General features: G+C 33.6%; 27 protein-coding genes. 26 read left to right on the top strand and 1 reads right to left on the bottom strand.

Annotated elements, in window-relative coordinates; translation table 11 throughout:
- Window positions 1-212 precede the first annotated feature (212 nt).
- The gene (locus FYJ50_RS07140; RefSeq protein WP_154460538.1) at window positions 213-650 is read right to left on the bottom strand and encodes a MerR family transcriptional regulator; all 438 of its coding nucleotides are present in this window, start codon (window positions 648-650) and stop codon (window positions 213-215) included.
- A gap of 124 nt (window positions 651-774) precedes the next feature.
- On the opposite strand from FYJ50_RS07140, the gene FYJ50_RS07135 reads away from it, so the two are divergent.
- The 26 genes from FYJ50_RS07135 to dprA all read left to right on the top strand — a co-directional run bounded on the left by FYJ50_RS07135 (window position 775) and on the right by dprA (window position 19,426).
- On the top strand, window positions 775-1,770 hold the full coding sequence (locus tag FYJ50_RS07135) for an alpha/beta hydrolase (RefSeq protein ID WP_154460536.1): 996 nt from the start codon (window positions 775-777) through the stop codon (window positions 1,768-1,770).
- Between the two features lie 2 nt (window positions 1,771-1,772).
- Window positions 1,773-2,315 carry a flavodoxin family protein gene (locus tag FYJ50_RS07130; RefSeq protein WP_154460534.1) on the top strand — a complete coding sequence of 181 codons (543 nt, stop codon included), beginning with the start codon at window positions 1,773-1,775 and terminating at the stop codon, window positions 2,313-2,315.
- Window positions 2,316-2,379: 64 nt separating this feature from the next.
- The gene (locus tag FYJ50_RS07125) at window positions 2,380-3,132 is read left to right on the top strand and encodes a carboxymuconolactone decarboxylase family protein (RefSeq protein ID WP_154460532.1); all 753 of its coding nucleotides are present in this window, start codon (window positions 2,380-2,382) and stop codon (window positions 3,130-3,132) included.
- Window positions 3,133-3,349: 217 nt separating this feature from the next.
- Window positions 3,350-3,703 (top strand): hypothetical protein, encoded by a 354-nt coding sequence (locus FYJ50_RS07120; protein ID WP_154460530.1) that lies wholly within the window; start codon window positions 3,350-3,352, stop codon window positions 3,701-3,703.
- Window positions 3,704-3,714: 11 nt separating this feature from the next.
- Complete coding sequence (locus FYJ50_RS07115) at window positions 3,715-4,146, top strand: NAD-binding protein (RefSeq protein ID WP_205946467.1); 432 nt, start codon at window positions 3,715-3,717, stop codon at window positions 4,144-4,146.
- Window positions 4,136-4,828, top strand: a complete 693-nt coding sequence (locus tag FYJ50_RS07110; protein WP_154460526.1) for a potassium channel family protein — start codon at window positions 4,136-4,138, stop codon at window positions 4,826-4,828. The genes FYJ50_RS07115 and FYJ50_RS07110 overlap by 11 nt, the downstream gene beginning before the upstream one ends.
- Complete coding sequence (locus FYJ50_RS07105; RefSeq protein ID WP_154460524.1) at window positions 4,815-6,215, top strand: TrkH family potassium uptake protein; 1,401 nt, start codon at window positions 4,815-4,817, stop codon at window positions 6,213-6,215. The genes FYJ50_RS07110 and FYJ50_RS07105 overlap by 14 nt, the downstream gene beginning before the upstream one ends.
- A gap of 97 nt (window positions 6,216-6,312) precedes the next feature.
- Window positions 6,313-7,011, top strand: a complete 699-nt coding sequence (locus tag FYJ50_RS07100; RefSeq protein ID WP_154460522.1) for a response regulator transcription factor — start codon at window positions 6,313-6,315, stop codon at window positions 7,009-7,011.
- 100 nt (window positions 7,012-7,111) lie between these two features.
- Window positions 7,112-8,614 carry a DUF4118 domain-containing protein gene (locus FYJ50_RS07095; protein WP_154460520.1) on the top strand — a complete coding sequence of 501 codons (1,503 nt, stop codon included), beginning with the start codon at window positions 7,112-7,114 and terminating at the stop codon, window positions 8,612-8,614.
- A complete protein-coding gene (locus tag FYJ50_RS07090) occupies window positions 8,607-9,329 on the top strand; it encodes a response regulator transcription factor (protein WP_154460518.1) in 723 nt (240 codons plus the stop codon). Before FYJ50_RS07095 ends, FYJ50_RS07090 begins: the two co-directional genes overlap by 8 nt.
- A 54-nt stretch (window positions 9,330-9,383) precedes the next feature.
- Entirely contained in the window at window positions 9,384-10,052 is a 669-nt protein-coding gene (locus FYJ50_RS07085; protein WP_154460516.1) for an AzlC family ABC transporter permease, read from the top strand.
- Window positions 10,049-10,354, top strand: coding sequence for a branched-chain amino acid transporter permease (locus FYJ50_RS07080; protein WP_154460514.1), 306 nt, complete (start codon window positions 10,049-10,051; stop codon window positions 10,352-10,354). The genes FYJ50_RS07085 and FYJ50_RS07080 overlap by 4 nt, the downstream gene beginning before the upstream one ends.
- A 20-nt stretch (window positions 10,355-10,374) precedes the next feature.
- Complete coding sequence (locus tag FYJ50_RS07075; RefSeq protein WP_154460512.1) at window positions 10,375-11,193, top strand: purine-nucleoside phosphorylase; 819 nt, start codon at window positions 10,375-10,377, stop codon at window positions 11,191-11,193.
- Window position 11,194: 1 nt separating this feature from the next.
- Window positions 11,195-11,578, top strand: coding sequence for an SdpI family protein (locus tag FYJ50_RS07070; RefSeq protein WP_205946466.1), 384 nt, complete (start codon window positions 11,195-11,197; stop codon window positions 11,576-11,578).
- Window positions 11,562-12,839: an alpha-amylase family glycosyl hydrolase gene (locus tag FYJ50_RS07065; protein WP_154460508.1), complete on the top strand. Its 1,278-nt coding sequence runs from the start codon at window positions 11,562-11,564 to the stop codon at window positions 12,837-12,839. The genes FYJ50_RS07070 and FYJ50_RS07065 overlap by 17 nt, the downstream gene beginning before the upstream one ends.
- 4 nt (window positions 12,840-12,843) lie before the next feature.
- A complete protein-coding gene (locus FYJ50_RS07060) occupies window positions 12,844-13,422 on the top strand; it encodes a CpXC domain-containing protein (RefSeq protein ID WP_154460506.1) in 579 nt (192 codons plus the stop codon).
- Window positions 13,419-14,231, top strand: a complete 813-nt coding sequence (locus tag FYJ50_RS07055; RefSeq protein WP_154460504.1) for a hypothetical protein — start codon at window positions 13,419-13,421, stop codon at window positions 14,229-14,231. Before FYJ50_RS07060 ends, FYJ50_RS07055 begins: the two co-directional genes overlap by 4 nt.
- Window positions 14,232-14,298: 67 nt before the next feature.
- On the top strand, window positions 14,299-14,559 hold the full coding sequence (gene rpsP, locus FYJ50_RS07050) for a 30S ribosomal protein S16 (RefSeq protein WP_154460502.1): 261 nt from the start codon (window positions 14,299-14,301) through the stop codon (window positions 14,557-14,559).
- A 2-nt stretch (window positions 14,560-14,561) separates the two neighbouring features.
- Window positions 14,562-14,810, top strand: coding sequence for a KH domain-containing protein (locus FYJ50_RS07045; protein WP_154460500.1), 249 nt, complete (start codon window positions 14,562-14,564; stop codon window positions 14,808-14,810).
- Window positions 14,811-14,843: 33 nt separating this feature from the next.
- Window positions 14,844-15,332, top strand: coding sequence for a ribosome maturation factor RimM (gene rimM, locus FYJ50_RS07040; RefSeq protein ID WP_154460498.1), 489 nt, complete (start codon window positions 14,844-14,846; stop codon window positions 15,330-15,332).
- Window positions 15,329-16,060, top strand: coding sequence for a tRNA (guanosine(37)-N1)-methyltransferase TrmD (gene trmD, locus FYJ50_RS07035; protein WP_154460496.1), 732 nt, complete (start codon window positions 15,329-15,331; stop codon window positions 16,058-16,060). Before rimM ends, trmD begins: the two co-directional genes overlap by 4 nt.
- A 91-nt stretch (window positions 16,061-16,151) precedes the next feature.
- On the top strand, window positions 16,152-16,499 hold the full coding sequence (gene rplS / locus FYJ50_RS07030; protein ID WP_154460494.1) for a 50S ribosomal protein L19: 348 nt from the start codon (window positions 16,152-16,154) through the stop codon (window positions 16,497-16,499).
- A 50-nt stretch (window positions 16,500-16,549) separates the two neighbouring features.
- Window positions 16,550-17,200: a signal peptidase I gene (gene lepB / locus FYJ50_RS07025; protein WP_154460492.1), complete on the top strand. Its 651-nt coding sequence runs from the start codon at window positions 16,550-16,552 to the stop codon at window positions 17,198-17,200.
- A 1-nt stretch (window position 17,201) separates the two neighbouring features.
- Complete coding sequence (gene ylqF, locus FYJ50_RS07020; protein ID WP_154460490.1) at window positions 17,202-18,050, top strand: ribosome biogenesis GTPase YlqF; 849 nt, start codon at window positions 17,202-17,204, stop codon at window positions 18,048-18,050.
- Window positions 18,035-18,643 (top strand): ribonuclease HII, encoded by a 609-nt coding sequence (locus FYJ50_RS07015; protein WP_154460488.1) that lies wholly within the window; start codon window positions 18,035-18,037, stop codon window positions 18,641-18,643. The genes ylqF and FYJ50_RS07015 overlap by 16 nt, the downstream gene beginning before the upstream one ends.
- Window positions 18,644-18,688: 45 nt before the next feature.
- Window positions 18,689-19,426, top strand: a complete 738-nt coding sequence (gene dprA / locus FYJ50_RS07010) for a DNA-processing protein DprA (protein WP_154460486.1) — start codon at window positions 18,689-18,691, stop codon at window positions 19,424-19,426.
- Window positions 19,427-19,430 lie beyond the last annotated feature (4 nt).

Raw genomic sequence — 19,430 nt, 5'->3', positions numbered from 1 at the left:
TACATGATGTGCAACGATTTATATAGCGACCGACGTAATGAATAATAAAAAACTCATCTATACAATTAAGTATAAATGAGTAAATTAGAATAAATATTAATGAGTCCAAACTTTTGGGTTCACTTCATTGTGGCAATTCTCTTTTTTTGTGAAAGACACCATTAAAGCTTACAAAATGTAAGAGTTCTCTAATTCAATGTAATGCAAGAGTTTTATCCATGACCTTTATCGTAAAGTTTTTGAATCTCTTTTGGAAGATGATCAGGGAGCATAGCATTAATTTTATCTTCATTACCATCCGCTATTGCGGTTTCATAATACCAGCATTTAAATTCCAGCATGGCAAGAGTTTTTTCAAGCTGTTTGATTTCTTCTTTGACAGCAGCTTTTCGATGCTCAAATAATTCTTTTCGTTTTATATAGCTGGAGGATCCTTCTGTAACCCATTTAAAAAATTGTTTTATATCCTTAATTTCAAGACCGGATTGTTTTAAACACTCGATGATACGAATGGCTTCAAGTTCATTATCACTAAAATATCGAATATTTCCTTTACGTTCAAGATCAGGGAAAAGGCCTTCTTTATCATAATATCTCAAAGTAGAAACAGGAAGATGAAACATTTCAGATACTTCACCAATAGTGTACATAAAATACCTTCTTTCAAAATAAAAAAACACTTGACCTAAAGTCAGGTTTAGGTTCTATGATTCTATCATAAAGCAAAAAGGCTTTTATTTCAATAAACTAATTTATATGGAGGTATTTGATAGAATGAAAACAGAAGAACTTAAGTTGGTTACCGTGTGGGATAAAACTTTTCCTAAGAGTGAAATGGTAGATCACAAAAAGATTACATTTAGAAATCGATATGGAATCACCCTTGCAGCGGATATGTATATTCCTAAAAATGCAGAAGGTAAACTTCCAGCCATTGCGGTAAGTGGCCCATTCGGTGCCGTAAAGGAGCAGTGTTCTGGATTATATGCACAGACTATGGCAGAAAGAGGATTCCTGACGATTGCATTTGATCCTTCTTACACAGGAGAAAGTGGAGGCTTTCCTAGATATATGGCATCACCGGATATAAATACAGAGGATTTTATGGCTGCAGTTGACTTCCTTTCTGTACAGGATAATGTAGATGCCGATAAGATTGGTATTATAGGTATCTGTGGCTGGGGAGGCATGGCAATCAATGCGGCAGCTCTTGATACAAGAATTAAAGCAACGGTTGCCTCCACTATGTATGATATGACAAGAGTAAATGCGAATGGTTATTTTGATTCAGAAGACAGTGAAGAAGCACGTTTTGTAAAAAAGAAAGCTATGAATGCTCTTAGAACAGAAGAATATAGAAAAGGGGAGTATTCAAGGGCAGGTGGATGTGTATCGCTACCGGTTCCTGATGATGCACCATTCTTTGTAAAGGATTACAGCGAGTATTACAAGGGAAGATGTTATCATGAAAGAAGTCTGAATTCTAATGAAGGATGGAATAGTATAGGATGTCAGTCGTTTATGAATCAGCCTATTCTAAAATACAGCAATGAAATCAGAAGTGCGGTTCTTATCGTTCATGGAGAAAAAGCACATAGCTATTATTTTGGAAAAGATGCATATGAAGCTATGATCAAGAATAGTAAGTATGCTGCAAATAAGGAGCTTTATACGATATCGAATGCCGTTCATACCGATCTTTATGATAATCTGGATGTCATTCCTTTTGATAAGATACAGAATTTTTTTGAACAAAACGGAGTGTGTTGATAATGTCAAAAAAAGTGTTGATTGTTTCAACCAGTTTACGTGCTGGAAGCAATTCAGATATTATGGCAAGGGAATGTGCAAAAGGGGCTAAGGAAGCTGGACATGAAGTAGAATACATTTCCTTAAAGGGAAAAAAGATTGAATACTGTATTGGATGTTTAACTTGCCAGATGAAAGGAAGTTGTGTTCTTAAAGATGATATGGCAGAAATTATGGCAAAAGTAAAGGATGCCCAAGTGATTGTTTATGCCACTCCAATTTACTATTATGAGATGTCTGGACAGATGAAGACTTTACTTGACCGATTGAACCCGCTTTTTACTTCTAATTATTCATTTCGTGATATTTATATGATTGCAACTGCAGCAGAGAATGAGGAAAGTGCATTTGAAAAAGCGTACAGTGGTTTAAAAGGATGGGTAGACTGTTTTGAAAAGGCAAGATTGAAAGGCATTGTTTTCGGTGGTGGAATCGCTGATGCGGATGATGCAGGCAATCATGAAGATATTATGAGAAAAGCCTATAAGCTTGGATTGTCTTTATAACAGGTACATAAAATGGATTAATATATAGAAACATTAAATATGAATAAGAAAAGAGGTCTATATTATGGATAAAATAGTGCAGACAGCAGGTAAGAATCAGTTGGGTGAATTTGCACCAGAGTTTGCTCATTATAATGACGATATTCTCTTTGGTGAAAACTGGAATAATCAGGATATTGATACCAAGACAAGAAGCATTATTACAGTAGTTGCACTCATGTCTTCAGGCATCCTGGATTCCTCTATTAAGTATCATCTTCAAAACGCAAAGGATCATGGTGTTACACGAAGAGAAATAGCTGCCATTATTACACATGTTGCCTTTTATGCCGGCTGGCCAAAGGGATGGGCGGTATTTAATCTGGCAAAAGAAGTCTGGAATGTAAAGGAAGAAGATCTTTTATATGAAGATGAAGCAATGAGAGCACATGCTAAGGAAATGATATTTCCGATTGGTGAACCAAATGATGGATTTGCACAGTACTTTAGTGGAAAAAGTTATCTTGCACCTATATCAAAGTCTCAGGTTGGAATATTTAATGTAACCTTTGAACCAGGTTGTAGAAACAACTGGCATATTCATCATGCATCAAAAGGTGGTGGACAGATTTTAATTTGCGTTGCAGGAAAAGGCTATTATCAGGAATGGGGTAAAAAGGCAATAGAGATGAAACCGGGAGATTGTATCAATATTCCTGTGGGAGTTAAACACTGGCATGGGGCTGCACCGGATTGCTGGTTCAGTCATCTTGCTATAGAGGTACCAGGTGAAAATAGTTCAAATGAATGGCTGGAACCAGTAAAGGATGAACAATAGGATCAATTTAAATAAAGAAGACAACGTTTAGTTTATAGCACAGGATGTAAATCAATTATGATTTACATCCTTTTTTCACAGCTTTTTTACACGTTCTGGAAAATATCACAGGTTTTTTATATTCATTTAAATAATCCACAGAATTCTTATAGATATCTTACAGTGTTACTACAAGAAAAAATATATACTTCAAATACAAAAGAAAGAAGGAAATGGAATGAAAAATCTGGAAGAGGAATGCAAAAAACTGATTGCATGTCATGAATATAGAAAATGTGAAAATAAAATTAAAGAAGCCATGTTTCAAGATCCTCATTCTGCAATTCCTCATAATTTGATGGGAATTTTAATGGAAAAAGAAAAGAATCATGTGCAGGCAATGAAACATTTTCGTGCCTCTTATGCCTTAGATCCCACTTATATTCCAGCTCGCTACAACATGGAACAATATGGATCTATGAATTTTGTAGTTGAATGTGCCTATTCGGAAAAGGATTGTCAGATTCAAAAAGATTCACAGTTTAAAGAAGTGTATGATGCGCATAATGTAAGACATCTTATAAGAAAATAGGAGGAATGACTATGGAAGAAAATGGTTGTGTTGTGATTGTGGGTTGTGGACGATTGGGAGCCAGTATAGCAGGGAAGCTATCGGAAAAGAAAAAAGACGTTGTGATTCTGGATTGCGATAAAAGTGCTTTTCGTAAACTTCCTTATTCATATGGGGGTCTGACATTAACAGCAAGTGCAACGGATATTGAAAAATTTAAAACGATGGAACTAGACAAGGCAACGGTATTTATTGCGGTAACCAATCACGATTGTGTGAATATTTGTGCTGCGCAAATCGCAAAGAAGCTGTTTCATATTCCAAAAGTGGTCGCAAGAATTTATGATGAACAGAAATTGGATCTTGTAGAAAAAATGAATATTGATGCGATTTGCCCAAGTGAACTATCGGAAAAAGAAATCAACAATTATATAGAAATTGGAAGTGAAGCCCATGTGGAATAAAAGAAGAGAACATAAAAATATATTGATCGTAGGAGGGTTTCATAAAGCAAGATCTCTTGCGAATTCATTATTAGATAAAGGGTATCATGTAACGGTTATTAATAAAGATTATGAAGCTTGTGAAAAATTAGCTGAAGTGAATCGATTGAATGTGATTTATGGAGATGGAAGCAAAAAATATATTTTAGAAGATGCTTCAGCCAATCAGTGTCAGGTTGCCATAGCTTTAACCGATGTGGATGAAGACAATCTTGTGATTTGTGAAATGTGTAAACAGTTTTTTCATGTAAAGAAAACGGTAGCTTTATTAAAAGATCCATCAAAAACTGATTTTTTTTATCAGATGGGAATTGATCGTGTCGTATGTGCATTGAATATGATTACCAATATTATGGAAGAACAGGCTCTAATGGATGAAATGACAAAAATGAATCCATTTGATCAAGGAAGAATACAAATATTTGAACTGCCTATTTCTAAACATTCAAAAGCAGCTGGAAAAAAATTATGGGAATTAAATTTTCCAAAAGAAATTATTATTGGCTGCATTCTTAGAGGGGAACAAAGTCTGATTCCTAGAGGAGATACTCGTCTTATGGAGGGAGATATTCTTTTAATTATAACTTCAGATAAGACTAAAATGAATCAGGTTAAGGAGATGACAGAATATGAAGTATCTTAAAGGAATCTCGATTATGGGAAAGATGATGGTATTGGAAGGTTGTATCTTGTTGATTCCATTGCTGGTTATCCCGTTTTATCCAAAAGAAATTGTCTATAGTTTTAAATTTCTGATTCCATCTTTAAGTTCTATTTTACTTGGATTATTGGTTTTTCAGAAAAAGAAAGGAGAATTGAACAGTTATCGACTGGTTGTCTTTGCCTGGGGGTATGGTTTTTTACTGGCATCGATTCCATTCTATTGTCTGGGAAATATGAGTTTTATACAGTCCCTTTTTGAATCCGTCAGCGGATTTACCACAACCGGTTTATCTGTACTGGATGTAGAAAGCCTTCCTCATATCTATTTGTTCTATCGAGGATTTCTTCAGTATGTAGGAGGCTTAGGGTTTGTAATGATGATGCTTCTGTTTATACAGGAAAAAGAATCGGTTACTTTGTACCAGGCAGAAGGTCATCCGGATAAATTAATGCCTACGATTGGAAAAACGGTAAAAGTCATTGTGATGATGTATGGTTTTTTCCTTCTTGTGGGAACAATATTATATACCGTCTTTGGAATGCCTGTATTTGATAGTCTGGTTCACAGTATGTGTGCCTTATCTACTGGAGGTTTTTCAAATCGATTGGAAAGCATTGGATATTATCATTCACTACCTATTGAATGGATTACTGTTTTTCTTATGTTGATTGGAACGACCAACTTTTCTTTATTACTGCTTTTATTTCGTAAACGATTTAAAGATTTTTTTAGATCCAGTGAAATTCGCTTTTTAATTGGAGTGATTTTAATTTCCATTCCATTGATGACTATATTTCTTGCAGGAAATGGAGAATCCTTGTCAAATAGCAGTGAATTGGCTTTCTTTAATGCGTTTTCCGCTTTATCCACGACAGGATATTCGACATGCAGCTATAGCCAATGGCCTGAAACGGCATTAACAATTATGATCCTTCTTATGATTGTAGGTGGAGGTATAGGATCTACAGCTGGGGGAATTAAATTAGGCAGAGTCTGCATACTGATAAAGAATATGGTATGGAATATTAAAAAGAAAATGATACCGGATCGTAGAGTGACTCTAACTTATTACTGTAAAGGAAGTGAAAAAGAATTGCTGGAGTTTTCACAGGTAGAAGAAGCTTTAACATATGCACAGACGTATCTTTTAATCTTTATGGCTGGAACGATTGCTTTAACTTTTTTTTCAGGATGTACCGTATTAGAAGGAGCGTTTGAATTTGCATCTTCACTGGGAACAGTCGGACTTTCCATTGGAGTAACTAGTGCAAGTACTACTTCTATTTGTCTTTTAATTGAAATTATTGGAATGATTTTAGGAAGACTGGAAATTTTTGTGCTGATTCAGGCTTTATTTAAAAAATAAATCTTTTTATCTTCTTAATACCTTAATGAATCCTCTTTATACATATTTAAGAAAGAGAATGATAGTATCACTTTAGATTCTATAAGGAGGAAAAATCATGATTAATTCGAATATATTAGTAGTAGAAGATGATACAGCAATCCGTAATCTGATCACAACCGCTCTTGAAACGGAAAATTATAAGTATCGTATCGCAAAAAATGGGAATCAGACGATTATTGAAGCAACAACCCAGACGCCTAAACTCATTTTATTGGATTTAGGGCTTCCAGATATGGACGGAATCGAAGTAATCAGAAAAATACGTTCCTGGTCAATGGTTCCTATTACTGTCATCAGTGCTCGAAGCGAAGATAAAGATAAAATTGATGCTTTGGATGCAGGTGCTGATGATTATATCACCAAACCTTTTTCAACCGCTGAACTTCTGGCGCGAATTCGAGGGAATTTTAGAAGGATACAGTATATCCAAAACAATCAGAATGATGGAACTCCGTATTTTCACAATGGAAGTTTGACCATAGATTATCAGATGCAAACGGTACTGGTTAAAAATCAGGAAATTCATGTAACACCCCTAGAATATAAAATTATATGTCTATTGGCAAAAAATTTAGGTCGTGTTTTAACGCATACATTTATCACAAAAGAAATATGGGGAAGTTCTTTAGAAGGGAATGTCGCAAGTCTTCGTGTACATGTCGCAACACTTAGAAAAAAGATTGAAAAAAAAGATAATTCAAATATGTTCATTCAAACTCATGTAGGAATTGGATATTGTATGATAAAACAATGAAATATAAATTAGTTTACCCATACTCATAGGTATGGGTATTTTTTGTATTTGGATAAAGAATAGATTATAATCTTAAAAAGAAGATTTGAGTGGAGATAAAATGAATAAAAAGAATGAATGGTTACTTGATGTACTAAAATTAATAGGAATTGTATTCTTAATTACGGTATTAGGACAAATTTTTAAACAATATGAATTTCCAGAAACCAATATTGTTGTGATCTATCTATTGGCTGTTTTATTGGTTGCTCGTTTTACAAATGGATATACATATGGAATATTGTCTGCCATTTTATCTATCGTTTGTTTCAACTATTTTTTTACAGCGCCTTATCATACATTATTTGTGAACGATCCGTCTTATTTGATTACTTTTTTTATTATGCTGATCACTTCTATCTTAACAAGCGCGTTAACCACAAAAGAAAAGTTAATGACAAAAGAAGCAAATGATAAAGGAGAAGAAACACAGATTCTATACAATCTATCCAGTAAATTATCCGATGCAGCGGATTTAGAAGCGGTTTTGAAAGTTACTGTTGAAAGCATAAGTCAGCTTTTACAGACCAGTGTAGGTTGTATCTATGTTGGAGAACAGAAAAATCCTGTATATGTTCAACAAATTGAAGACAGACAAATTCATAGAACGGTGACGAATGTGGATGAAATTGTGAAAACATATACAAATCTTAGAGAAGAGTATTTAGAAGATTTGGATAGTTTTGGTTTTCCGGTATATGGGAAAGAACATTTACTGGCAATTATAAAAATTGATTTAAAAGTAGAAATAGACTGTCTGAAACAAAAGAAAAAATTGCTTCATTCGATAATTGAAAATGTATCCATGGCGATGGATCGTATTGAAATTACCATTGAAAGAGTAAAGGACAAAGAAAAAATGGAAAGAGAAAGTCAGCGTGCCAATCTATTGCGTTCGATCTCTCATGATTTGCGTACACCTTTATCTGGAATCATGGGAACTTCTGAAATGCTGATGGATATGATGGATAAAAAGGATCCATCTCAAAGCTTGCTTCAGGGTATTTATCAGGATGCGGACTGGTTAAAATCTTTAGTTGAAAATATTTTGAGTCTGACCAGGATCCAGGATGGAAAGGTTGTGATCCGAAAAGAAATGGAAGCAATCGAAGAAGTCATTGGAAGTGCGGTTTCTCATATTGAAAGAGTGCATCCATATAGAGAAATTCAAGTTGAGATTCCTGATGAATTTTGTCTGGTGCCGATGGATGCTCGTTTAATTGAACAAGTTATCATTAATCTTTTGGATAATGCGATCAAACATACAAAGCCAGAAGAAAACATTACTATAAGTACATATTATACAGAAAAAGAAGTGGTGGTACGTGTATTTGATGAGGGAGAAGGAATTGCAGAAGAAGATTTATCGAACTTGTTTAAAATCTTTTATACATCAAATACCCATCTTTCGGATGCGAAAAAGGGAATTGGATTGGGACTTACAATTTGTGAAACGGTCATAAAAGCACATGGTGGTACCATTACGGGAAAGAATCGTACAGATTCAAAAGGAGCTGAATTCACTTTTACATTGCCACTTAAAGAAGGAGCGAATCATGTTTAAGGAAAAAATACTTGTGATAGAAGATGATGTTCAAATTCAGAATTTTATGGTCTATACTTTAGAAAATGAAGGTTTTGAAGTAAAAGGAACTTTAAATGGAAAAGATGGAATTTCCTGTATGATCAAAGAAAATGCAGATTTAATTTTGTTGGATTTAGGTCTTCCTGATATGGATGGAATGCAGGTTCTTCATAAAATACGTGAATGGTCGGATGTGCCAATCATTGTTGTATCCGCAAGAGATTTAGATAAAGAAAAAGCCAATGCATTGGATGATGGAGCGGATGATTATTTAACAAAACCATTTTCCGCTACCGAATTAATGGCGAGAATCCGTGTTGCCTTACGCCATTATTATCGTATGAAACCATCAGAAACAGGCAAAGAAGATACGACTGTCTATGTAAATGGAAGTCTTAAATTGGATAATGGAGCTCATTTAGCTTATAAAGATGGACAGAAAATACATCTTACTCCACTTGAATATAAATTATTGTTGCTGTTTATGAAAAATCCTGGAAAACTGTTAACTTATCATACGATATTGAAGAAAATATGGGGAGATGGATATGGACAGGATACACAGGTACTTCGTTCTACAATGGCTTCCACACGTCGAAAAATTGAAAAGAATCCGGCTAAACCGGAGTATATAGAAACAGAAATCGGTGTCGGATATCGTATGAAAGAATATGAATCAAAGGATTTTGATTAAGAAAAAACAGAATATGTGTTGCCTATTTAAAAGGTAGGTAATATAATAAATGTCATGAAAAAAGAAATTCTAAAAACTGCTTTTATTAAATCCATTCCTATTTTATGCAGCTATATTTTTGTTGGGATGGCTTATGGTTTGATGATGAATGAAGCTGGTTTTTACTGGTGGCATACCTTATTGATCAGTCTTGTGATCTATACAGGAGCTTTTCAATTTTTACTGATTTCTTTTCTTCAGACAGGGACACCTTTACTTACAATCTGTTTAAGTGCCTTGTTGATCAACAGTCGACAATTGTTTTACAGTTTAACATTTATCGATGATTTTAATCGTATGGGAAAAAAGAAATGGTATATGATCCATACATTGACGGATGAAACCTATGCGGTAAATTGCACTTTACCTTCTCAAAATAAGAAGGATATTATGCCCTGGATTGCCTTTTTTTCCAGATGTTACTGGATGATAGGTGGACTACTTGGAAGTTTTATTGGAAATCTGGTTCCATGGAATTTAGAAGGTATTGATTTTTGTATGACCGCTTTATTTATTATTATCCTTATGGATCAGTGTAAAAAGATTGAAAATCAAAAAATCGCATGTATTGGATTTATTGTTGGTATTCTCTGTCTCCTTCTTTTTGGAACCCGTCAATTTATGTTACCAAGTTTAATTCTGACTTCCTTTTTTCTGTTATATAGAAGCTGGAGGGAAATATGATGTATATTACGATACTGGTTTGTGCAGGGATTACTTTTTCTTTGCGTGCCTTTCCCTTTCTTTGTTTTCGAAAAAGAGAGATGCCAGCCTGGCTTCATCAATTGGGACAACAGCTTCCATCCGCTATTATGGCAATACTGGTAGTGTACTGTTTAAAAGACATTGTGAATTTCTCTTCTTCTGGAAAAGCACAAGTACTGGCGAGTATTGTTGTGATCATTACATATAAATGGAAACACAATACATTTTTTAGTATTCTTTCTGGAACAATTTGTAATATGATATTCCTTCATTTGCTATAATAGAGATGGAGGATTTTTTTATGTTTTATGACCAGATTTTAGAAGCAGTAACGTATATACAATCAAAAATAAATCGAAAACCATCTTATGCCATTGTTTTAGGATCAGGTTTAGATGCTTTTGTAGACAATTTATTGGATAAAGAAGTAATTTCTTATTCATCTATCCCTTATTTTCCCTCTTCAAATGTAAAAGGACATAAAGATCAACTGGTATTTGGAAAGATTAAAGACAAAGAAATCGTTTGTATGCAGGGACGTTTTCATTATTATGAAGGATTTACTATGTCTCAGGTTACCTTTCCTATTTATGTACTGCATCAGTTAGGAGTAAAAAATTTAATTGTAACCAATGCCTGTGGAGGAATTAATGAATCATTTCATCCCGGTGATTTAATGATTATTGAAGACTATATTAATTTTTTAGGAGTTAATCCATTAATTGGAGAAAACGATGAACGCTTGGGACCTCGATTTCCCGATATGAGCGAACCTTATAATTTAAAGTGGATCCAATTCGCAAAAGATTGTGCCAGCCAATGTCAGATTCCATATAAAACAGGAGTGTATGCTTTATTTAATGGACCATGTTTTGAAACGGCTGCAGAAATCAGAGCTTTTAAAGTGTTAGGAGCCGATGCAGTAGGTATGTCAACGGTTCCAGAAACCATTGTGGCTAACTATCTGAAAATGAGAGTACTGGGAATTTCCTGTATCACAAATATGGCTACTGGAATTTCACAGACAAAACATTCTCATGAAGAGGTATTAAAAGTGGCCAATCGCGCCAGTGATGATTTATGCAGATGGTTACAGCATATGTTGTCACAGGAAGAATAAAATGAAAATATTTCTTATACTGATGACGGAATTGACACCTGCTTTGATTTTAGGAATCGGGTATTTGTTTAAAAAACATTATCCAAAGGATATAAATGGTCTAATTGGTTACAGGACCAGAAGATCCATGATGAATATGGATACCTGGTCATTTGCGAATCGATGTATGGCTTTTTTATGTATACGCTGGGGATGGTTATTACTTTTTTTAACATTGGCTCTGGATTTAATCTTTTATAAACAAATGGAAACTGTAAGTACAATCATTGTTTTACTGCAGCTGATTCCATTGTTTATCTGTATATTTCAGGTCGAAAAGAAATTGAAAGAAACATTTGATGAAAATGGAAAACGAAAAGGAGGGTATTATGAATCCAAAACTTGAAAATCAGATTATTTATTCTATTTATGTCAGAAATCATACGAAAGAAGGAACGTTTCAGTCCATTGAGAAAGATTTGGATCGAATTCGTTCTTTAGGTGTTGATATTTTATGGTTTTTACCAATTCATCTGATTGGAAACAAAGGAAAAAAGGGAAGTTTAGGATGTCCTTATTCCATTCAGGATTATCGTAAAGTGAATCCGGATTATGGAACATTGGAAGATTTTAAACATCTGGTGAATGAAATTCATAAGCGTAACATGAAATGCATTATTGATGTTGTCTATAATCATACATCTAGAGATTCAAAACTATTGAAAGAACATCCAGATTATTTTTATAAAAATGAAAAGAATGAGTTTGGGAATAAAATAGATGACTGGAGCGATGTCTATGATTTAGATTATAACAATCGTTCTTTATGGGATTATCAGATTGAGACACTGAAACAATGGGCTGGTATTGTGGATGGATTCCGTTGTGATGTAGCCTCTTTTGTTCCTTTGGCTTTCTGGAAAGAAGCGGTTAAACAGGTAAAAACAATCAATCCAGATTGTATATGGTTAGCTGAAAGCGTTCATGCAGGATTTGGACAGGAAGCTAGAAAAAAGGGTATCTATTCTGAATACGATGTGAATTTATTTGAAGCATTTGATATAGAATACGAATATGATATTCGTGAAACATTTGAAATGGTTTTAGAAGGAAAATGGGATTGTACAAATTATGCAAATGCTTTAAATTTCCAGGAAAATTTTTATCCTTATCCTTATAATAAAATGAGATTTTTAGAAAATCATGACACAAAACGAATCATTGAATATGTAAAAGAAGAAGGACCATTGATCAATCATACGGCGTTACTGTATTTTTTAAAAGGAAGTACATTATTGAATGCGGGTCAGGAATTTGTAGCGGATCATACACCAAGTTTATTTGAAAAAGATGTTATAGAAAGAAATACGAATAAAGATATCAGTGGATTACTGGCTAGATTGAGTGAAATAAAACATAATGTTTTATCTTATGATGATTTCTTTGAAGCAAAAGTATATGATTCTGATATTATGGTATGTACACGAGAAAATAAGCAGGCTAAGAAAGTAGGAATTTTTAGTTTAAAAGGAAATGCCAAAGATGTTTTTGTAGATCTGGAAAATGGTGTTTATATCAATGAAATTGATCAGCAGCCAGTATTTGTGGTTTCAAATACTCTTCATTGTGATGGTTGGCCAATGATTCTTTCTAAAAGAAAGGAATAAAAGAATGGAGTTGACAAAAATTGTATGTCCAAAGTGTCAGCATAAAAATACAAATAAAATATTTAAACAGGTGACAGTGGATCATTTAGAAAAGATATTGAATCAGTCATTGTTCAAATTTAAATGCAGACAATGTGGATATGAGGCATTACTGGATTATTCTTTACAGTACCAGGATGATGATAAAAAGATTGTGATTTATTATGTAACCAATCCAGAAGAATTAAATGAAGTTATGGATCTGTTAGAAGATGAAACTGTAATCTGTGAAACAAAAGGGTATATTTGCCGTGTTGTATGTTCACAGGAAGATCTGATTGAAAAGATAAATATTTTTAATTCAGGAAGAGATGATCGAATTATTGAAATTATTAAAGTATTCTTTTATAAACAGATTCAGAATGAATTTCAGGTAGATGCGATACGATATAAAGACAATGAAATTCAATTTTATTATCAGGGTTTTAAACAGGGAAGCATTCCTTTTGAGGATTCTTTATATGAACAGGTTTCTAAACAGTATCCAAATCTGAAACAGGATGTACGCATAGATTTTGATTGGGCCGTGGAAGCTATATTATGATTTATTTATTTCTGGCGATCGTATCCAGTGCCTTGATTTCTATCTTTATGAGATTGTCAAAGACTTATACAGAAAATGAAATGGCATTACTGGCTGTAAATTATTTTATTTGTATTCTGTGTTCCTTATTTTATATTCAGGACTTTACGATTTATACATCCGATTATTTAGGAATCGCCAATGGTTTTTTCTACTGGATCAGTTTTGTATTGTTTCAGAAGAATATTCAGAAAAATGGATTGATATTGAGTTCAACTTTTCAGAAGTTAGGAATTCTTATACCCACTTTATTCACAATATTTATATTGAAAGAATATACTTCTTATATACAATTGACTGGAGTGATGCTTTCTATCTTCTGTATTGGCTTATTGCAGAAATCCAATGAGAAACAGGAAATACAATCTCTTTTATTACTATGTTTTCTATTGATTTTTAATGGAAGTGCAGATGCCATGGCTAAGATCTTTGAAAGAGTGGGACAGAATGAAGATGTATATTTATGTATTACATTTGTGATTGCCTTTATTCTTTGTTCAGGTTCAATGATCATCCAGAAGACAAAAATCACAAAAAAAGAGATTGTTTTTGGAATTCTGATTGGAATTCCCAATTATTTCTCTGCTCGTTTCCTTTTGAAATCTTTATATTCATTACCTGCATTGATCGTATATCCATCCTATAGTGTTTTTACCATTCTGGTTGTTTCTTTCTTTGGAATCTTTCTTTTTAAAGAGAAGATTTCAAAAAAACACATATGGATATGGATCGGATTTTTACTTTCTCTGGTTTTATTAAATGTCAAGTAAAAAAGCTTGACACTTTATTTTTGCCATGGTATTCTATCAAAGCGAAAAGAAATGGAAGGTTATTTATATGGTTAAATTACGTTTAAAAAGAATGGGAAAAAAACACGCTCCTTACTATCGTATTGTAGCTGCAGATTCTCGTAGTCCTCGTGATGGACGTATTATTGAAGAAATTGGAACATACAATCCAATTAAAGAAGAAGGAAATGTAACTGTTAATAAAGAATTGGCTTTAAAATGGTTAAAGAATGGTGCAAAGCCAACAGATACAGTTCGTAACATTTTATCTAAAGAAGGAATCATGAAAGAATTTCATGAATCTAAGTAATCATGACAGGATTAGAAAAAACATTATTTGATTTATGCGAGCCATTAGTTGAAGATAAAGCATCTTTATCCGTTAAAACGATGACTTCAACAAATGAAAATGAAGTTCTGCTTTATGTTTATGCGAATAGTGATGATGTAGCTCGTTTAATTGGTCGTAAAGGAACAATGGCCAGCAGTATACGTCAGATGATGACGATTGCTTCAAAGGAAGCACATAAAAAAATTTCAGTTAAATTTGAAGCGTATTAGGATGTGAAATACATCCTTTTTTTGGAGTAAAAGATGATAAAAGTTGGAAAGATTATAAATACACATGCTTTAAAAGGAGAATGTAAAATTTATCTGGTTACAGATGAAGCCTTTGAAAGATTTGAAAAAGGAAAGAAATTGTATTTAAAAGATGGATCCAGTTTAACGGTAAAACAATTTAGAATTCAGAAAGGATTTGGATATTGTTTTTTTGAAGGCATTGATTCGATTGAAAAAGCAGAAAAACTGAAAAATGAAGATTTGTGGATTCATAAAAAAGACTTACCTGAATTGGATGAAGATACATTTTATTATCATGAATTAATGAATTGTATGGTTTTTAATCAGAAGAATGAAGAATTGGGTACAGTGGTGGATATATTAGAAACAGGTGCCAATCTTGTTTTACGTGTGAAAAAAGAGAATCATTCTTTTTTAGTTCCTTTTGTATCGGCTTTTATAGAAAATGTTGATATAGAAAATAAAAAAATTCAGATTATAGAAATGGAAGGATTAAGATGAAAATAAGTGTTTTATCTTTATTTCCTGAATATTTCGATCCATTACTAAATACAAGTATTATAAAAAGAGCAAAAGAAAAAAATCTGTTTGAATTTGAGGTGATTGATTTTCGTATGTTCACAAAAGAAAAACATGGACATGTGGATGATACCCCTTATGGAGGAGGCGCGGGAATGGTTTTGATGTGTCAGCCACTTCTGGATGCCTTAGCCTCTATTAAAACAGAAAACAGTACAGTCATCCTGCTTACCCCTCAAGGAAAGACATTCAATCAGAAAATCGCAATGGATCTGTCTTTAAAAGAGCACTTAATATTCATTTGTGGACATTATGAAGGATTTGATGAAAGAATTCGAGAGTATGTAGATATACAGATGTCTTTGGGTGATTTTGTACTAACGGGTGGAGAAAGTGCCTGTATGGTGATGTGTGACTGTATTTTGCGACTTCTTCCGGGTGTGATCAAACAGGATTCCAGTCAGGATGATTCCTTTTCCAATGGGTTACTGGAATATCCTCAATACACAAGACCTGAAATCTATGATGGAAAAAAAGTGCCGGATGTTTTATTGAGCGGGCATCATGCCAATATTAAAAAATGGCGTCATCAGAAATCATTGGAAAATACGTTTTATCATCGTCCAGATCTATTGGAAACTCTGGATTTATCAAAGGAAGATAAAATTTATTTAGATCGTTTAAAAAAGAATTGCGATTTAAAAGATTAAATGATAGAATATGTAAGCATTTATGCACGATTGTTCCGCTGGCATATTGTGAATGAACAATTTGTATAGAATAGATAGAGGAGGAAACAGAATGAATTTAAATTTAGTAAATGAAGTAACAAAATCACAATTAAAAACAGACATTCCTGAATTCCGTTCAGGAAGTACAGTACGAGTACATGTTAGAATCAAAGAAGGTGACAAAAGCCGTATTCAGGTATTTGAAGGTGTTGTCATTGAACGTGTAGGTGGAGGAATTTCTGAAACATTCACTGTACGTAAAATGTCAAGTGGTGTAGGAGTTGAACGTAAATTCCCATTGCATTCACCAATCATTGATAAAATTGAAGTCGTTCGTAACGGTAAAGTACGTCGTAATAAACTTCACTATTTACGTGGACGTTCTGGTAAAGCAGCTCGTTTAAAAGAAGTACGTTAATTCAATAAAGGCGAAGTTTTCGCCTTTTTGTTTTTATGGAAGGTAAGATTATGAAAAAAGATGAATTAAAATACAATGAAGAAGATGAAAGAAGTATATTTGAAGACATTCTTGATTTTATTAAGGTTTTTGCGATTACCGCTTTGGTTTTCTTGTTGTTTGTGAATTTTATTGCTCATCCAGTCAGCGTTAAAGGAAGAAGTATGCATCCGACTTTGAAAGATGGAGAATTTGGGTTTACGAATATTATTTCAACATATGCTGGTTCGATTCAAAGAGGTGATATAGTTGTCATTAAAATGCAGGAAGAAGGTTCTGAAAAAGAAACACACTGGGTAAAACGTGTGATTGGTTTGCCTGGTGAAACAGTTTCCTGTTCGAATGATGAAGTCTATATCAATGGGGAAAAACTGGATGAATCCACCTATATTGATGAAGAATATAAACAGGAAATGATCAATGAATTTGGCTATTTCAATCAGGTTATGAGGGATCATGTGAATGAAGATGGAATTACAGTTGTAGAATCTATGGATTTTGAAAGTGTTACTTTAGAGGAAGATGAATATTTTCTTATGGGAGACAATCGTCCATATTCAAAAGACAGTCGAGATCTGTCAGTAGGTCCGATTCATAAAAGTCAGATTTTTGGAAAAGGAGTTCTGGTATTGTTTCCGTTTAATGAGATTGGAATAAATTAATATGGAACAGAAAAAAATTATTCAATGGTATCCAGGTCATATGGCAAAAGCCAGACGCCAAATGGAAGAAAATTTAAAAAAAGTGGATTTTGTCATAGAAATTAGAGATGCTCGCATTCCACAAGCCAGTAAAAATCCTATGTTGTCCGAATTGATTGGACAAAAACCACGTCTGATCCTATTGTCTAAAAAAGATAAGGCAGATCCAGTTTATACAAAGAAATGGATTTCTTATTTAGAATCACAGGGAAATAAAGTGCTGGCTTTAGATTTAATTAAAGACAATTATAAAAATCAGCTAATCCAGGCCAGCAAAGAAATCTGTTCTTCATTTATTGAAAAACAGAAGCGCAGAGGAATCAAGCCTAGAGCTTTACGAGCTATGGTCTGTGGAATTCCTAATGTCGGGAAAAGTACGTTCATCAATTCTCTTGCCAAACGAAAAGCAGCACAGACTGCGGATCGACCAGGGGTGACAAAAAGTCTTCAATGGATCAAATTGGCTTCGGATCTGGAATTGCTGGATACTCCAGGGGTATTATGGCCAAAATTTGAAGATACAGATACAGGATATAAGCTGGCTTTGCTGGGGTCTATTAAAGATGAAATTGTGACGATGGATGAATTGGCTTTATATGCCTGTCAATGGCTGATGGAACATAAAAAAGAAGCCATTGAAAATACATATGGAATTTCAATTTTATCGACACCTTATGAGACTTTATGTGAGATTGCGAATAAAAGAGGATATATATCAAAAGGAACAATTGATGAAAATCGATTGATGCACAGCTTTGTTCGAGAGATCCGTGACAATAAACTGGGGGCTATTACATGGGAAATCATATAGAACATCCTTTGGAATGGGATTATGATGGTTTGTGTGTAGGCTTAGATGAAGCAGGAAGAGGACCGATTGCTGGACCGGTTGTGATTGCAGGTGTGATTTTCGAAAAAGGCTTTGATCATATGGAAATCTATGATTCAAAAAAACTAACGGAAAAGAAAAGAGAAAAACTATATACTGAAATCATAGAAAAAGCTTTATGGTACAAAATTGTATTTGTGGATGAAAAAACAATTGATCAGAAAAACATTTACAGAGCCTGTCAGGATGCAATGTTTCAAATTGCCAGTGAAGCACCTTGTCAATATGCGTTAAGTGATGCGATGCCATTGCCAAATCTGAATAAAGAAATCCATGCGATTGTAAAAGGGGATCAGAAATCCATCTGTATTGCAGCGGCTTCCATTCTGGCAAAAGTATCCAGAGATCGTTATATGTATAAACTGGATGAATTATATCCTGAATATGGATTTAAATCTCATAAGGGATATCCTACCAGAAAACATCTGGAAGCATTGGAAAGATATGGAGTTCTGGATTGTCATCGTAAAAGCTATGGTCCAGTGCTAAAACAGTTGCAGATTCATTTATTTTAAAAGACATTTTTTGTCTTTTTTTTATTTTATACGAATATATATAATATGAACCATTTAAGAGAAGCTATTTTATATTATTCCATTCAATCTATGGGAGACTGGTCTAAAATCGCAAAAGCCATTCATAATAAAGAAACTTTTAAAACAATTGAGTATCCATTTCCCTATATCACCATTATAGATAAAGAATATCCTGAAGCATTCAAAAAATTAAGATATCCACCCTGGATTTTATTTTATCAGGGAAATCTGTCTTTACTCAATCAGGAAAGCATAGGCATTGTAGGCTCCAGACAATGTTCAAATCAGGCTTTGATCAATACAAAAAGAGTTGTGAATCATATTAAATCAAATTACTGTGTTGTTTCCGGTCTGGCAAAAGGTGTAGATGCGATGGCACATCAGTGTGCATTAGATTGTTATACGATTGGAATTATTGGATGTGGTATTGATCGTATTTATCCAAAATGTAATGAAAGTTTATTTGCTCAGATGAAAGAAAAACAGCTGATCGTAAGTGAATATCCAATGGGAGTTCCTCCTTATGCTAAAAACTTTCCATGGCGCAATCGATTGATTGCTGCCTGTTCAAAAGCTTTAGTTGTCATTGAGGCAAAAGAAAAAAGTGGAACGATGCTTACTGTAAATGAATGTCTGGAACTTTCTATACCGGTATATTGTTTGCCTACGGCATTTGAAAATCGTGAATATTTAGGATGTAATTCTTTAATTTATAATGGAGCTTATATTCTATTTGATGAAAAAATGTTAGATGACATTTGACAAA

The sequence above is a fragment of the Floccifex porci genome (assembly GCF_009696175.1).
In the GTDB taxonomy this organism is placed as follows: Bacteria; Bacillota_I; Bacilli_A; order Erysipelotrichales; family Erysipelotrichaceae; genus Floccifex; species Floccifex porci.
The sequence above is the reverse complement of the archived record's forward strand: the minus strand, read 5'-3'. Positions and strand labels throughout refer to the sequence as shown.

Coding starts and splice junctions, on each gene's coding strand:
- FYJ50_RS07140 (WP_154460538.1), bottom strand. CDS start 650: ATGTACACTATTGGTGAAGTATCTGAAATGTTTCATCTTCCTGTTTCT.
- FYJ50_RS07135 (WP_154460536.1), top strand. CDS start 775: ATGAAAACAGAAGAACTTAAGTTGGTTACCGTGTGGGATAAAACTTTT.
- FYJ50_RS07130 (WP_154460534.1), top strand. CDS start 1,773: ATGTCAAAAAAAGTGTTGATTGTTTCAACCAGTTTACGTGCTGGAAGC.
- FYJ50_RS07125 (WP_154460532.1), top strand. CDS start 2,380: ATGGATAAAATAGTGCAGACAGCAGGTAAGAATCAGTTGGGTGAATTT.
- FYJ50_RS07120 (WP_154460530.1), top strand. CDS start 3,350: ATGAAAAATCTGGAAGAGGAATGCAAAAAACTGATTGCATGTCATGAA.
- FYJ50_RS07115 (WP_205946467.1), top strand. CDS start 3,715: ATGGAAGAAAATGGTTGTGTTGTGATTGTGGGTTGTGGACGATTGGGA.
- FYJ50_RS07110 (WP_154460526.1), top strand. CDS start 4,136: ATGTGGAATAAAAGAAGAGAACATAAAAATATATTGATCGTAGGAGGG.
- FYJ50_RS07105 (WP_154460524.1), top strand. CDS start 4,815: ATGAAGTATCTTAAAGGAATCTCGATTATGGGAAAGATGATGGTATTG.
- FYJ50_RS07100 (WP_154460522.1), top strand. CDS start 6,313: ATGATTAATTCGAATATATTAGTAGTAGAAGATGATACAGCAATCCGT.
- FYJ50_RS07095 (WP_154460520.1), top strand. CDS start 7,112: ATGAATAAAAAGAATGAATGGTTACTTGATGTACTAAAATTAATAGGA.
- FYJ50_RS07090 (WP_154460518.1), top strand. CDS start 8,607: ATGTTTAAGGAAAAAATACTTGTGATAGAAGATGATGTTCAAATTCAG.
- FYJ50_RS07085 (WP_154460516.1), top strand. CDS start 9,384: ATGAAAAAAGAAATTCTAAAAACTGCTTTTATTAAATCCATTCCTATT.
- FYJ50_RS07080 (WP_154460514.1), top strand. CDS start 10,049: ATGATGTATATTACGATACTGGTTTGTGCAGGGATTACTTTTTCTTTG.
- FYJ50_RS07075 (WP_154460512.1), top strand. CDS start 10,375: ATGTTTTATGACCAGATTTTAGAAGCAGTAACGTATATACAATCAAAA.
- FYJ50_RS07070 (WP_205946466.1), top strand. CDS start 11,195: ATGAAAATATTTCTTATACTGATGACGGAATTGACACCTGCTTTGATT.
- FYJ50_RS07065 (WP_154460508.1), top strand. CDS start 11,562: ATGAATCCAAAACTTGAAAATCAGATTATTTATTCTATTTATGTCAGA.
- FYJ50_RS07060 (WP_154460506.1), top strand. CDS start 12,844: ATGGAGTTGACAAAAATTGTATGTCCAAAGTGTCAGCATAAAAATACA.
- FYJ50_RS07055 (WP_154460504.1), top strand. CDS start 13,419: ATGATTTATTTATTTCTGGCGATCGTATCCAGTGCCTTGATTTCTATC.
- rpsP (WP_154460502.1), top strand. CDS start 14,299: ATGGTTAAATTACGTTTAAAAAGAATGGGAAAAAAACACGCTCCTTAC.
- FYJ50_RS07045 (WP_154460500.1), top strand. CDS start 14,562: ATGACAGGATTAGAAAAAACATTATTTGATTTATGCGAGCCATTAGTT.
- rimM (WP_154460498.1), top strand. CDS start 14,844: ATGATAAAAGTTGGAAAGATTATAAATACACATGCTTTAAAAGGAGAA.
- trmD (WP_154460496.1), top strand. CDS start 15,329: ATGAAAATAAGTGTTTTATCTTTATTTCCTGAATATTTCGATCCATTA.
- rplS (WP_154460494.1), top strand. CDS start 16,152: ATGAATTTAAATTTAGTAAATGAAGTAACAAAATCACAATTAAAAACA.
- lepB (WP_154460492.1), top strand. CDS start 16,550: ATGAAAAAAGATGAATTAAAATACAATGAAGAAGATGAAAGAAGTATA.
- ylqF (WP_154460490.1), top strand. CDS start 17,202: ATGGAACAGAAAAAAATTATTCAATGGTATCCAGGTCATATGGCAAAA.
- FYJ50_RS07015 (WP_154460488.1), top strand. CDS start 18,035: ATGGGAAATCATATAGAACATCCTTTGGAATGGGATTATGATGGTTTG.
- dprA (WP_154460486.1), top strand. CDS start 18,689: ATGAACCATTTAAGAGAAGCTATTTTATATTATTCCATTCAATCTATG.